The following is a 13,922-nucleotide window of genomic DNA, read 5'->3' as shown; positions in this document are numbered from 1 at the left end:
CCGCCCCATGAGATCGTTGCGCATCCTGGCCGTGTCACTCCTGCTGATCCCGCTCGCCGCGGCCTGCGGCGGGGACGACGGCGGCGGCAAGACCGTCAAGTTCGGGTACACGGCCGACTTCGCGGGCGCCGCCGCGCTCGCCGCCGCCGACAAGCTCGGCCTGTGGAAGAAGGCCGGCCTCGACCCGGAGCTGAAGGTCTTCACCAACGGCCCACTGCAGATCCAGGCGCTCGGCGCGGGCGACTTCGACTTCGGCTACATCGGGCCGGGCGCGACCTGGCCGCCCGCGTCCGGCAAGGCCAAGATCGTCGCGGTCAACATGCTCGGCCAGGCGGACCGGATCATCGCCACCCCCAAGTCCGGGATCAGGGACGTCGCGGGGCTGCGCGGGAAGAAGGTGGCCGTGCCGGAGGGCACGTCCGGCGACATGCTGCTCCAGCTCGCGCTGAAGAAGGCCCAAATGACCGGCAAGGACGCGCAGAAGGTGCCGATGGATCCGAGCACCGTCGTCACGGCGTTCTCGTCCGGCAAGGTGGACGCGGCCGCCATCTGGTACCCGCTGATCGACACGATCAAGAAGCGCACGCCCGACCTGGTCGAGCTGTCGAAGAACGCCGACTTCTACCCGGCGATGTCGTTCCCCAGCTCGTTCGTCGCCCGCAACCAGGTCGTCCGGGACGACTCCGCGACCGTGCGCAAGGTCATCAAGGTGCTGCAGCAGGCCAACGACTGGGTGCACGGCAACACCGCCGAGGCCGAGACCACGGCGGCCGAGTTCCTGAAGGTACCGCCCGCGCAGCTCAAGGGCTCCTCGTCGGTCACCAAGACATTCACCTCGGCGGAGCTCGCGAAGCTCTCCGCGGACGGGACGGTGAACGGCTGGTTCAAGGGCCTGACCGACATCTTCGTCGCGATGGGCAAGCTCTCGTCCTCGCCGGACCCGTCCGGCTACTACACCGCCGGCCTCTACACCGGCGCCGGCGGCAAGTGAAGCTCGGGGTCCGACCGGCGCGTGCGCCCGGCCGGACCCCGCGCCACGGCCGGTGCCCCGCCGGCCTGGTCCCGCATCCCCGCGGAGGAGGCACAACCCCATGCCCCGTCACCGAACCCCCGTACCCCGTCGCCCGATGACCGCGGTCGCGTCCGCGGCCGTCCTCACCCTCACCGCCGTCTCCCCTCTCGGAGCACTGCCCGCGCAGGCCGACGGCCCGGCGCAGGCCCCCGTCAACCTGGCACTGAACGGCGCGGCTTCCGCGTCGAGTGTCGAACTGGACCGGGACACCTTCGCGGCGTCCCAGGCCAACGACGGCTCCACGCAGACCCGCTGGTCGTCGAAGTACGTCGACGACAACTGGGTACAGATCAAGCTGGCCCGCGACGCTAAGGTCGACCACGTCACGCTGGTCTGGCCGAACGCGTGCGCCCGCGACTTCGCGGTGCAGACGTCCATGGACGGCGCCACCTGGACCACCGTGACCCGGCAGCAGCGCGCCACCTGCCCGCGCACCGACGAGATCGACGTCAAGGCGACCGCGCGGTACGTCCGGATGCAGGGCTACCAGCGCTGGGCGAACTTCGGGTACTCGATCTCGGAGTTCCAGGTCTGGGACCGTCCCGTCCAGGAGTCGCTCGGGATCGTGCCGAAGCCGGTCTCGGTCAGCGAGACCGGCGGGCCCAGGTACCGGCTCGACCCCGCCACCTCCATCGCCGCGCTCGGCGCCGGCGCCAGGGCGCCCGCGGGCCGGCTCGCGCAGGTGCTGCGGCGCTCCACCGGGTACCGGCTGCCCGTCGTGTCCGCCAAGACCGGGCCGAAACCGATCGTCATCCAGGTCGGCGCCGGCCTCGGACCGGCGGGACGCCCCGAGGGCTACGTCCTCGCCGCCAACGCCGCGGAGATCACCATCAGGGCCGCGACCGCCAACGGCGCGCTGAACGGCGTGCAGACGCTCCGCCAGCTCTTCCCGCAGTGGGTGGAGTCGCGGACGAAAGTCAACGCCGAGTGGACGGTGCCGCCCGTCCGGATCAGCGACCACCCCCGGTTCGCGCATCGCGGCATGATGCTCGACGTCGCCCGCAGCTTCTACCCGGTGAACGAGGTCAAGAAGTACATCGACACCGCCGCCCAGTTCAAGATCAACCGGCTGCATCTGCATCTGAGCGACGACCAGGGCTGGCGGATCGCGATCGGCGACCCGGCGGACAACCCGTCCGGCATCGACTACGGGCGGCTCACATCGGTGTCCGGCGGCACCGCGATGACCTACAACTCCGCGGGGCAGCAGATGGGCACCGAGCTGGGCCTCACCGGCTACTACACCAAGGCCGACTACGCCGAGATCGTCCGGTACGCGGGTGCCAACGGGATGGCCGTGATCCCAGAGATCGACATGCCCGGCCACACCAACGCCGCGCTGCACGCCATCCCGCAGCTCAACAGCGAGGGGTCGGGGCCGCAGCCGGAACCGGGGCAGCCGACCGTTCCGGCCAACGGCACCCCGAACGTCGGGTACTCCTCGTTGGACGCCGCGAACCCGGCCACCTACGAGTTCACCAAGCACGTCCTCACCGAGATAGCGGAGATGACACCCGGCCCGTACCTGCACATCGGCGGGGACGAGTCGCACAGCACCGGCCACGCCAACTACACCAAGATGATCAACGCCTTTACCGGCCAGGTGAACGGGCTGGGCAAGACGGTCGTCGCCTGGAACGAGGCCGCGGGCACGGCACTGCCGCAGGACAACGCCGTCGTGCAGTTCTGGAATGGGAACCGGACCTCCGTCGCCGAGGCCGTCACGTCCAGGGGCGCCAAGGTGATCCTGTCCCCTGCCGCGAACACCTACGTCCCACAGAAGCAGGACTCCCGGCAGCCGCAGGGCGGCACGTGGGCGTGCGGCGGCGTGTGCGGCCTCGACCGGCACTACGGCTGGGACCCCGGCACGTTCGTCCCCGGCATCCAGGAGACGAGCGTCCTCGGCGTCGAGTCGGCCCTGTGGGGCGAGTTCATCCGGCGGCTCCCCCAGGCGCAGTACTACAGCTACCCACGCCTCATCGCCACCGCCGAAGTGGGCTGGACCCCGCAGGCCCAGCGCGACTACCCGGACTTCACGCGCCGCCTCGCCGCGCTCGGCGGACGGCTGACGGTCGAGGGCGTCAACTTCTTCCCCACCGCCAGCGTCCCCTGGCCGACGGCCGCGACCGGCACCGACAAGACCGTCCCGGCGGGCTCGCCCGCGGGCGCGACCTGGACGGTCACCGCACCGGCCGCCGGCGACCTCACCGGTACCATCACCTGGGACGACGGCGTCCGCGAGGACGTCACCCTGACCGCCGAGCGGCGCGCCAGCATCCCCGACATGCGGGCGAACAGCACGTTCACCGCCGTGTCGAACCGGACGTTCGGCACGCCGGGGACGCGGACCGCGACGCTCACCGCCCGGCCGTCCGGCGGTGAACCCGTCGAGGCGACCTTGACCGTCACCGTTTCCTGAACCCGGGTGCGGGAGGACCTGGACCACTCATGACCACACCCGACCCCAGCACTCCGGCCTGCTGCGCGGCCTCGCGCGGCGGCGCCCACGCGCTCTCGCCGCCCGCCGCCCGCCCGCCGTCCCGGCCCGCCGGCGCGCGGCGGTCCGCCCCGTACGGGGAGGGGATGATCCTGCTGCCGGGCGGCACGTTCCAGATGGGCAACGAGGGCCCCGACGCCAACCCGCTGGACGGCGAGGGCCCCGTCCGCCGAGTGCGCGTCGAGCCGTTCCGCATCGACCCGTTCGCCGTCACCAACGCCCAGTTCGCCAGGTTCGTCAAGGCGACCGGGTACCGGACAGAGGCCGCACGGTACGGCTGGTCCTACGTCTTCCAGGGGCTGCTGCCCCCGGACCTCTCACACTCGGCCCCGGCCCCCTCCGGGACGCCGTGGTGGCGTGCCGTGAAAGGGGCCGTCTGGAACCGGCCCGAAGGCCCCGGCAGCGATGTTCGACAACGCCAGAAACATCCCGTCGTGCACGTCTCCTGGAACGACGCCGCCGCCTACACCGAATGGGCCGGCAAGCGCCTGCCGACCGAGGCCGAATGGGAGTACGCGGCCCGCGGCGGCCTCGACCAGGCCACCTACCCGTGGGGCAACGACCTCCACCCGCGCGGGCAGATCCGCTGCAACATCTGGCGCGGCAGCTTCCCCCACCGGCACGACGGCCGTCCCGGCACCGTCGCCGCCGACTCCTACCGGCCCAACGCCTACGGCCTCTACAACACCGTCGGCAACGTCTGGGAATGGTGCGCCGACCCGTTCAGCGGCATCGGCGACACCCGCGCCATGCGCGGCGGCTCCTACCTCTGCCACGACTCCTACTGCAACCGCTACCGCGTCGCCGCCCGGACCGGCAACACTTCCGACTCCAGCACCGCCAACACCGGCTTCCGCTGCGCCGCACCCGCCTGACATCCATCCTGGGCGTCACACAGCTGTGACACCCAGCGATAGTTGGCGTTGATAGTGCTCCGTGACCGGGCTGATCGCGCCGGATTCCCAGCGGTAGTTGGCGCTAGTTCCCAGCGACAGTTGGCGGCTGCCGCGGTGGCGGAACGGAACCGGTCGAGGATCGTGCGAGCGAGTCGTCGCAGCTGCCCTGGCTACGAACAGGGTGTTGCCGACGCACGCCGAGGCCCTACATTGTGACCAGAGCTGATGGCAGGAAGAACCGCTTTCGGGCCCGGCTGATCGTGGCCCGGTACGCCAGGTAGCTCGACAACAGCACACCGGTCGCCGCCGAGTACGGCACCACCCGTTCCAACGGTCTTGGTGGTCTCCGCCCTGATCCGCAGGATGCGATGCGCGGGATCCAGGTCGGCGGTGCGCAGCGAGCATAGGTCCTCGCGCCGCAGCGCGGCGTCGTAGGCCAGGGCCAGCATGACGCGGTTACGAATCTGCTCTTCGGCCGCGACCGCCAGGACGGCGTTCCATTGCTGTTCGGTGGGGATCAACGGCAGTTTCGTCCGCCGGGGCGCCAGGCCGAGCCGACGCCCACCGCCAGATTCCACGTAGCTTCTTAAGCTGATCAAGAGGCAGATGGATGTCGGGCGGGCTTTCGTCTGCTAGGCCAGCGCATCGTCCTCGGATAGGCCTCACCGTCCGTCACCACCGAGAGAGCGACAGAGCCGTTAACGCGCCGTCACAACCCGGCGCCGTCGGCGCCGGTGACGTTTCCGCCCGCCGACGCGCGGTACCGGACCGCGCTCTTGCAGCTCAGTATCTCGACGGCACCCCGAGGACCGCGCGCGGACACACCGGCAAAGCGAGGCCGGGGCCGGTTGCGCAGCGATCCAGAGGGTAGGGCACGCCCGACGCTGAAATTAGGACAATTCGACCTGTTCGGGAGGGTTCCAATGGCTTTGATGAGGCAGGCCCCGCGCACTCGCGGGACCGGGATGTTGAAAGTTCCGCGCAGCAGGGGCATGCTCAACGGCCTGCTGCTGGTGCTGCTGGCGTTGTGGGGCGGGCTCATTCCGTTCGTCGGCCCCTACTTCAACTTCGGGTTCGGGTCGGACAACGCATGGGTCTACACCTCCGACCGTCTGGTGCTGTCCATCCTTCCGGCGATCGCCGTAGGTGTGGGCGGGCTGATCTTGCTGGCAAGTTCCAACCGGCCTGTCGCGCTGTTCGGTTCCTGGCTGGCCATTCTGGGCGGCCTGTGGTTCGTCGTGGGCACCACGATCGCCGCGCAGTGGAACATCAGCCTTGGGGCGGCTTTGGGTGGCCAGACCCGTCAGATCGCCGAGCAACTGTCGTTCTTCCAGGGTCTCGGCGCCGTCATCGTCTTGCTGGCAGCGATGGCACTAGGACGCTTCCTGGTGGTCGGCGTGCGAGAGGCACGGCGAGCCGAGACAGCACGAGTGGAACCAGGGCGAGTGGAACCAGAACGCACCGCCGCCAAGGAGGGCCACGGCGGCCCAGGCTCCACCGCTGCTCCAGATTGGGAGAACCGGGCAGGCCCCCGCCACGAGGACCAACGACCGTCAAGCCCTGCGGAACGCACCCGGCGTGCAACTCCGCCTTCGCGCCGGTGACCTGAGGTCCGCCGCGCAGCCCCGGGACGGGTACAGATCACAGGCTCGATCTGATCGGCCTGGCTGGTGGTTCCGGCAGGTTGTGAACGATCACCTGTGGTCACTGCGGCTAGGCTCAGGCAGACGCACACCGCGGACGGGTCGGCACACATGGGATGGGTCGGGGAACCCGGCCGCCGCCGCGTGCTCGCTGATCGGCAAGCGCAGTGGCGGTTGGGGCAGGCGGTGATCCTGGTCTTCCGGGTCCGGCAGGGTGCCCGCGCCAGTCGTGATGGCGGGGCCGTGTTGTTGGCGGGACCGCTGATGTTGCAAGCGGGCCTGGTCGGCGCGAATGACCTGCCGGATGATCGCCGTGGCGATGGCGTCCCACATGCTCGGGGTCGCTCATCGGCCCACGGCGCCGATACTGGTCAGCGCTTCGGCCAAGGCCGTCGGCATTGTGCCCGGCCGCCGGGCAGGCGGCTGGTAGGTGTCCATGGCGGGCCCGTGGCTGGACGATTCGGCGGCATTGAGGAGCACGACGTCGCCGGTGGGGGTGTTGGCCGCTCGGAGGCCCGCCTTGCCGGTGGTGTCCCAGCCGGGATGGTCTCGCATCACGTACGTCATAGGGTCATCGTCTCTCGCTGGCGCCAGTGAGGCCTGAAGAACAGGGCGGGCGAATGGGCCGGTGGCGGTGCTCACTGCCATCCCAGGTCCAGGGCCGCGGTGACGTGCTCGGCCAGCAGCGCACGGTTCTTGGTCTCCGCGTCGCTGCGGATCTTCAGGGCCTGGACGATCTCGGCGAGCAGGCGCAGTTCCGGCAGGTGGTGCAGCCAGATCCGGGATCCGGGGTGGTGAACTACGGTGATCAGGCCGTGCTGCGCCCAGTCCCGCAGTGTGGTCGTGCTCACGCCCACCATCTGCGCAGCCTCCTCCGGGCGGCACCAATACTGGCCCGCCGTGCCGGTCTCGACCGGCTCGCAGTACAGAACCGCCACCCACCCCCATCGCAGGGCGCACCGCGTTCCCGCGGGGAGCTGCTCTCCGCATGCCTTGCATCGGGTCGCCGGCACCGGGTCAGAGGTCTTCGACCACGCGGACCAGCCCAGCCCATGTCGAGGAGGACTGGGCAGCGACGGGCCTATCACTAGTGGTGACGGTCATCAAGAGCGACCTGGCCTGCGACGTATGGCTGGCCGTGTTCGGTCTGTCGCGATGCGCGTTTCACTTGTCCCTCTCCCTTCGCACCGTGGTTGTTGTACGACAGAGGCAGGGGCTACTGACGGGAGCGGCCGGATGACGACGGGCGTGCCGGAGATGGCGCTGCCGCAGGGCGGCGGGGCGATCCGCGGGATAGGCGAGAAATTCGAACCCGATCCCCACACCGGGACCGGGAACCATACGGTTCCGATCGAGTTGCCACCCGGCCGGGACGGGTTCCAGCCTCGCCTTGCGCTCTCCTACAGCACCGGGGCGGGGAACGGGCCGTACGGGCTGGGCTGGAGCCTGAGCGTCCCGCAGATCTCGCGCCGTACCGACCGGGGCGTCCCCCGCTACGACGGCTCGGACGTGTTCGTGCTGTCCGGCGCCGAGGACCTGGTGCCGGCGCCCGGCGGCACGGGCGGCGTCCACCGGTACCGGCCCCGCACGGAGGGGCTGTTCGCGCGGATCGAACGCCACGCCGGCTTCTGGCGGGTGCACGGGCGCGACGGGCTCGTCAGCACCTACGCCGACGTCGTCGCCGACCCCAAGGACCCGGCGAAGATCTTCGCGTGGCTGCTCTCGCACACCACCGATCCGGCCGGCAACCGGATCGAGTACCGCTATGACCCGCCCGACCAGGGCATGCGCTACCTCCGCGAGATCAGGTACGCCGACCACGGCGATCGTGCGGCACCGCAGTTCCTGGCGTCGGTGGAGTTCTCCTACGAGGACCGGCCCGACGCGTTCTCCGCCTACCGCTGCGGATTCGAGATCAGAACGGCCAAGCGCTGCGCGCAGATCCGGACCACGGTGCTGGGCGACACCGTCCGGGTCTACGAGCTGGGATATTCCAACGATCTCGGCGGCAACGGCGTCTCACTGTTGCGAAGCGTCCGGTCCGTCGGCAAGGACGGGACACGCATCCAGGCGCTGCCGCCCGCGGAGTTCTCCTACACCCCGTTCGCTCCGGCCGGACGCCGCTTCCGCCGGGTCGAGGGGGCCGCGTTCCCGCCCGGCTCGCTGGCCCGGCCGGAACTCGAGATGGTCGACATCACCGGCGACGGCCTGCCCGACGTGATCGAACTGGCCGGCACCGCCCGGTTCTGGCGCAACCGCGGGGACGGCCGGTTCGACCGGCCGCGTTCGTTCCCCTCCGCCCCCGGCGCGCGTCTCGGCGATCCCGGTGTCCAGATCCTCGACGCCGACGGCGATGGACGCGCCGACCTGATGGTCTCGGGCGAGCGGGCGGGCTACTTCCCGCTGGGCCACACCGGCGCCTTCGCCCCGTTCCGGCCCTACGAACAGGCGCCGGGGTTCGCGCTCGACGACCCCGAGGTACGCCTGATCGACCTGACCGGCGACGGCGTGACCGACGCGCTCCGGTCCGGGGCGCGGTTCGAGTGTTTCTTCAACGACCCTGTGCGGGGCTGGGGCCGGACCCGGAGGGTGCCGCGCCGGGGCCCGGCGGAGTTCCCCGACGTGTCGTTCGCCGACCCGCGCGTCAAGACCGCCGACATGACCGGCGACGGCCTCACCGACATCGTCCTGGTGACCGACGGCGCCGTCGACTACTGGCCCAACCTCGGCCACGGGAACTGGGGCGGGCGGATCCGGATGCTCGGTGCCCCGCGCCTGCCCCGGGACTTCGACCCCCGGCGGGTGCTGCTGGGCGACGTCGACGGAGACGGCCGCGCCGACCTGCTGTACGTGGCGGACGGGTCGATCACCGTCCTGATCAACCAGAGCGGTGAGCGGTTCGCCGAACCCGTCGTGGTGCGCGGAACGCCGTCCACGACCGACCGGGACGACGTCCGGCTGACCGACCTGCTGGGCACCGGCACGGCGGGCGTCCTGTGGTCCACCGAGCCCGGCGCCGGCGGGACGGGCATGCACTTTCTCGACCTGACCGGCGGCGCCAAGCCCTACCTGCTGTCGGAGATCCGCAACGGACTGGGCGCGCTCACCCGGGTCGGCTACAAGCCGTCCACCCACTTCCTCGTGGCGGACGCGAAGAGCCCCGCGACCCGCTGGAGGACGTCCCTGCCGTTCCCCGTGCAGGTCGTGGCTTCCGTCGAGACCATCGACCAGCTCACCGGGAGCAGGTTCACCGCCGCCTACTCCTACCACCACGGGTACTGGGACGGGCACGAGCGGGAGTTCCGCGGCTTCGCCAGGGTCGACCGCAGGGACTCCGCGGCCGCGGGCGTGGCGCCGGTGGAGACCCGCACGTGGTTCCACATCGGGACCGATACGCGTCTCGACCACGAGTACTGGCCGAAGGATCCGGCGGCGTTCCCGCCCCCGGCCGCGGAAGGCCGCGACGCGCTCCGGGCGCTGAGGGGCAGCGCGCTGCGCGCGGAGGTGTACGGCCTGGACGGCGACGACCGGCCCTTCAGCGTGACCGAGCAGGCTTATGCCGTACGGCCCGAGCCCGGCGGCCCGGATCCGGGCGGCGCGATCTTCTTCCCGCACCGGGTGGCCCAGCGGACGACCCAGTGGGAACGCGGCGACGAGCCGCGCACCCGCTTCACCTTCACACCGGACTACGACGCCTACGGCAACCAACTGTCGGCCACGCAGATCGCCGTGCCGCGCGGCCGCGACCATCGGGTGGCGGGCCCGCCCGGCAAGCCGTATCTGGCCACACGCACCGTCACCGAGTACGCCGGCCGCGACGACGCCGAGCGCTATCTGACCGGCAGGGTCGCCCGTACGGTCGTCAGCGAGCTGGTCAACGACGGTTCGCAGCCGCTGTCGGAGCTGACCGGCGCCCACCGGGTCGTGGGGGACACCCGGAACTTTTACGACGGCGCCGACTACGCGGGACTCCCCCTGGGCGAGCTGGGCGACCGGGGTCTGCTGACCCGGACGGAGTGCCTCGTCCTCACCGACCAGATCCTTCAGGACGCCTACGGGGCGCAGACTCCGTCCTATCTCACCGGCCCGGACTTCGGCGCCGACCACCCACAGGAGTTCCGGGACCTGCTGCCCGCGGGCGCCGGATACATCCAGGGTGAGCACGGCCTCTACGCGGTGACCGCCCGATACCGCTACGACGAACGGGGGCTCCGTACCGGGATCAAGGACGCGCTCGGCCGCGAGACGCAGGTCGTCTACGACCAGTACGGACTGGTGCCGGTGTCCATCACCGACCCGTCCGGTCTCGCCTCCCGGTGCGTCCCCGACTACCGGTACATGCGCCCTCGCGAGATCATCGGGCCCAACGGCGACCGTACGGTGGTGACGTACGCGCCCCTCGGCCTGCTGGAGACCGTGGCCGTCATGGGCGGGCCGGGTGCGGCCGCCGGTGACACGCCCGAAGCGCCCGGCATCCGCTACGTCCAGGACCCGATGGCCTTCGCCGAACGGGGCAGCCCGGTCGGCATCCGCACGATCCAGCGGGTCAGGCACGCCACCGACGCCGCCGATTCCCCGGTCATCGAGACGGCCGACTACTTCGACGGTTTCGGCCGTCCCCTGCAGAGCCGCGCCCAGGCCGCCGGCGACGGCGCGGAGGTCATCGTCAGCGGCCGGAAGGTCTACGACGCGAAGGGACGCGTGCGCGAGACGTACGAACCGTACTTCGGCGCCGGGTTCGACTACGACGGACGAACTGTGGACGGTGCGCGGACGGAATTCCACTACGACCTCCTGGACCGGGTGACCCGTACGGTCTTCGCCGACGGCGCCGAGCAACGCATCGTGTACGGGGTGCCCCGCGACCTCGGCGACCCGGACGCCTTCACACCGACCCCCTGGGAGGTCTACACCTACGACGCCGCCGACAACGGCGGGCGGACCCATCCCTCGCTGACCGGCCACAGCCACCACTGGAACACCCCGGCGAGCATCGAGGTGGACGCCCTGGGCCGGACGGTGCGGACGGTCGCCAGGAGCGGCCCGCAGCAGGCCCTGACGGCCACCGCGACCTACGACATCCTCGGCAGGACGATCAGCCGCACCGACACCCTGGGCCGTAAGGCCATGGTCTACGTGTACGACCTGGCCGGCCAGGTGCTGCGCACGCAGAACATCGACACCGGCGTGACCCGCACGGTCTACGACGCCATCGGGAACACGGTGGAGAGCAGCGACGGCCGGGGCGCCCTGGTGCTGCGGGGCTACGACGTGACGACCCGGCCGCTGCGCATCTGGGCGAGGGACGCCCAAGGGGAGCGGCTCACCTTGCGCGAGAAGTACGTCTATGGGGAGGCCGACAGCCCCATAGAAGACAACCGGCGCGGACGGCTGATCCAGCACTACGACGAGGCCGGGCTCGTCACCGTGGACGCCTACGACTTCAAGGGCAATCCCCTTGAGACCACCCGTAGCGTCATCGCCGACACCGACATCCTCGCGGTCTTCGACCCTCCGCCGCCGGACTGGCGGGTCCCCGCCTTCCGGGTCGACTGGGACGAGCCCGCACGGCTCGAGCCCCGGACGTACCGGAGCTCGCTTCGATACGACGCGATGAACCGGCCCACCTCCCTGACCCATCCGGAGGACGCCGAGGGACGCCGCCGCGAGCAGACCTTCTCCTACGACCGGTCGGGCGCGCTGGCGGCCATGGCGCTGGACGGCGAGCCGCTCATCGGGCACATCGAGTACAACGCCCGGGGACAGCGCCTGCTCATCGGCTACGGCAACGGAGTCGAGACGCGCCGCTCCTATGACCCGGCCACCTTCCGGCTGGTCCGGTGCGTCAGCGCCCGGCCCCAGGCCGCCGGCGTCCCGCTCCAGGACATGACCTACCGCTACGACCTGGCCGGGAACGTGATCGGCATCGATGACCGGACGCCGGGCTGCGGCATCCCCGGCACGGCCGCCGGGCCCGACGCGCTGAACCGCCGCTTCACCTACGACCCGCTGTACCGGCTGATCACGGCCACCGGCCGGGAGACCGACACGGTGCCGCCCGCCCCCTTCGACGCGGGCCCGCGCGGCACCGACGTCACCCGTGCCCGCGCCTACACCCAGCAGTACACCTACGACTCCGAAGGCAGTCTCATCCTGCTGCGCCACCAGACCGCGAACGGCGCGACGACCCGCACCGTCGCCCTGGACGGAAACCGGCTGACGTCCATGGCCTTCGGCTCCACCACCTTCGACCACACCCACGACGCGGCGGGAAACACCCTGACCGAGGGCCTTTCCCGCCACTTCGAATGGGACCACGCCTGCCGGTTGAAGGTCTTCCGCGACCAAGCCGACGACGCCGAACCGACCGTTCACGCCCACTACCTCTACGACGGCTCCGGACGGAGAGTGAAGAAGGTCGTGCGCAAACGCGGCCGCGTAGAGGTGACCGTCTACATAGGCGGCGTGTTCGAGCACTCCTACACCACCACGGTGTCGGAGCGGATCGAGAACACCACCCTCCACCTGACCGACGGAAGCGACCGGGTGGCCGAGATCAGGACGGGCACGCCGTTCCCCGACGACGGCACACCCGCGGTGAAGTTCCACCTTCCCGATCACCTGGGTTCCTCGCAGGTCGTCGTGGACGGGACGGGCGGCCTGCTGAACCGCGAGGAGTTCACGCCGTACGGGGAGACGTCCTTCGGGTCCTACACCCGCAAGCGCTACCGCTTCACCGGCCGGGAACGCGATGAGGAGAGCGGCCTGGCCTACCACGGCGCCCGCTACTACGCGCCGTGGCTCGGGCGCTGGGTCTCCGCCGACCCGGCGGGCCCGGTGGACGGGCTGAACCTCTACGCCTACGCCCGCGCCAACCCGCTCCGGCTGAACGACCCGGGGGGCACCCAGTCCGGTGAGGCCGACGACCTGGAAGGCGACTGCGATCCGACGGCGCAGAGCTGTGCGGAGCCGCCCCCGGAGGAAGAGGACGCCCCGGGCTGCGACCCGCTCGCCCAAAGCTGCGTGACGATCCCGCGCGACTACAGCGAACAGAAGCCGACCAAATCTCCCCAGGTGCCCAGGCCGGTGGAACCGATGGTGACCCCCGCGGAGGAACCCGAAGAGACCTCCGCGAGCACGCGGAAGGACCTGCTCCACGTCCTGCCCTGGTGGACGTCGGGCATACGGAGCACGCGGCTGAACATCTGGCGCTGCGAGCGGCTCTACGACGACTTCGACCTCATGAAGAAGCTCACCGAGCGGACGTGCGGCGACTACTGCGAGCTGTTCCACATGAGGCTGGTCGGCACGAACATCCCCTTGTCGATCGAGACCGCCTACGAGTACATGTCGGACGCGTGCCTGGAGCAGGAGAGGACCCTCAACGACATGGCGAGCACCGCGAAGGACTGGGGCTGCCCGCAGGCGCCGCGGATGATGGACATGATCACCGAGTACGACGATCTCATCCGGGACTTCGACACCATCCTTCGCGGGAACTGGTATCCGGGCAACCCCTCGTGCGTGCTGACCAGCCCGAGCGTTGGACGCGTGCGCGTCCCGACCGGGGACCCGTCCACCGGCAATGTCCCGCGCGTGGCGGTCGAGGACATGTTCGAGATCTTCGCGTTCGGCAAGAGCGTCGAGCTGTTCCTGCAGAGCGCCGAGACCTTCGGCTCCGGGGTGCTCGGCCGGGCCCCGGCCCTCACCATCCCGTTCCTCATCGTGCCCGACGGCTACTTCGACGACTCCGGCGGCGTGATCCGCCCGCTCCAGCCCCAGGGCTACTGACCTCTCGTCTGACCTCTCGTCCC

General features: G+C 70.5%; 8 protein-coding genes. 5 read left to right on the top strand and 3 right to left on the bottom strand.

The window, feature by feature from the left end:
• The 3 genes from E1287_RS15285 to E1287_RS15275 all read left to right on the top strand — a co-directional run.
• Window positions 1–991 (top strand): aliphatic sulfonate ABC transporter substrate-binding protein (locus E1287_RS15285; RefSeq protein WP_347813974.1); only part of this gene is annotated, 991 nt, incomplete at its 5' end.
• Window positions 992–1,127: 136 nt separating this feature from the next.
• Window positions 1,128–3,491: a family 20 glycosylhydrolase gene (locus tag E1287_RS15280; RefSeq protein ID WP_243719041.1), complete on the top strand. Its 2,364-nt coding sequence runs from the start codon at window positions 1,128–1,130 to the stop codon at window positions 3,489–3,491.
• Between the two features lie 29 nt (window positions 3,492–3,520).
• Window positions 3,521–4,444: a formylglycine-generating enzyme family protein gene (locus tag E1287_RS15275; RefSeq protein WP_131965597.1), complete on the top strand. Its 924-nt coding sequence runs from the start codon at window positions 3,521–3,523 to the stop codon at window positions 4,442–4,444.
• A 191-nt stretch (window positions 4,445–4,635) separates the two neighbouring features.
• Here E1287_RS15275 and E1287_RS15270 read toward each other — a convergent pair whose 3' ends face one another.
• Window positions 4,636–4,986 carry a site-specific integrase gene (locus tag E1287_RS15270; protein ID WP_207934228.1) on the bottom strand — a complete coding sequence of 117 codons (351 nt, stop codon included), beginning with the start codon at window positions 4,984–4,986 and terminating at the stop codon, window positions 4,636–4,638.
• A gap of 471 nt (window positions 4,987–5,457) precedes the next feature.
• Between E1287_RS15270 and E1287_RS15265 the strand changes: the two genes are divergently transcribed.
• Window positions 5,458–6,069 (top strand): hypothetical protein, encoded by a 612-nt coding sequence (locus E1287_RS15265; RefSeq protein WP_131965596.1) that lies wholly within the window; start codon window positions 5,458–5,460, stop codon window positions 6,067–6,069.
• Between the two features lie 384 nt (window positions 6,070–6,453).
• Here E1287_RS15265 and E1287_RS15260 read toward each other — a convergent pair whose 3' ends face one another.
• Both E1287_RS15260 and E1287_RS15255 read right to left on the bottom strand, forming a co-directional pair.
• Window positions 6,454–6,675, bottom strand: coding sequence for a hypothetical protein (locus E1287_RS15260; protein WP_131965595.1), 222 nt, complete (start codon window positions 6,673–6,675; stop codon window positions 6,454–6,456).
• A gap of 71 nt (window positions 6,676–6,746) precedes the next feature.
• Window positions 6,747–7,046, bottom strand: coding sequence for a MerR family transcriptional regulator (locus E1287_RS15255; protein WP_131965594.1), 300 nt, complete (start codon window positions 7,044–7,046; stop codon window positions 6,747–6,749).
• Between the two features lie 298 nt (window positions 7,047–7,344).
• Here E1287_RS15255 and E1287_RS15250 point away from each other — a divergent pair, with 298 nt between their 5' ends.
• The gene (locus E1287_RS15250) at window positions 7,345–13,899 is read left to right on the top strand and encodes a SpvB/TcaC N-terminal domain-containing protein (RefSeq protein WP_165969015.1); all 6,555 of its coding nucleotides are present in this window, start codon (window positions 7,345–7,347) and stop codon (window positions 13,897–13,899) included.
• The last annotated feature ends 23 nt before the right edge of the window (window positions 13,900–13,922 follow it).

It is taken from the genome of Actinomadura sp. KC06 (assembly GCF_004348735.1).
Classification (GTDB): domain Bacteria; phylum Actinomycetota; class Actinomycetes; order Streptosporangiales; family Streptosporangiaceae; genus Spirillospora.
The sequence above is the reverse complement of the archived record's forward strand: the minus strand, read 5'-3'. Positions and strand labels throughout refer to the sequence as shown.

Bases quoted from the DNA above. Each gene is read 5' to 3' on its own strand.
- E1287_RS15280 (WP_243719041.1), top strand. From the start codon at position 1,128: ATGACCGCGGTCGCGTCCGCGGCCGTCCTCACCCTCACCGCCGTCTCC.
- E1287_RS15275 (WP_131965597.1), top strand. From the start codon at position 3,521: ATGACCACACCCGACCCCAGCACTCCGGCCTGCTGCGCGGCCTCGCGC.
- E1287_RS15265 (WP_131965596.1), top strand. From the start codon at position 5,458: ATGCTCAACGGCCTGCTGCTGGTGCTGCTGGCGTTGTGGGGCGGGCTC.
- E1287_RS15260 (WP_131965595.1), bottom strand. From the start codon at position 6,675: ATGACGTACGTGATGCGAGACCATCCCGGCTGGGACACCACCGGCAAG.
- E1287_RS15250 (WP_165969015.1), top strand. From the start codon at position 7,345: ATGACGACGGGCGTGCCGGAGATGGCGCTGCCGCAGGGCGGCGGGGCG.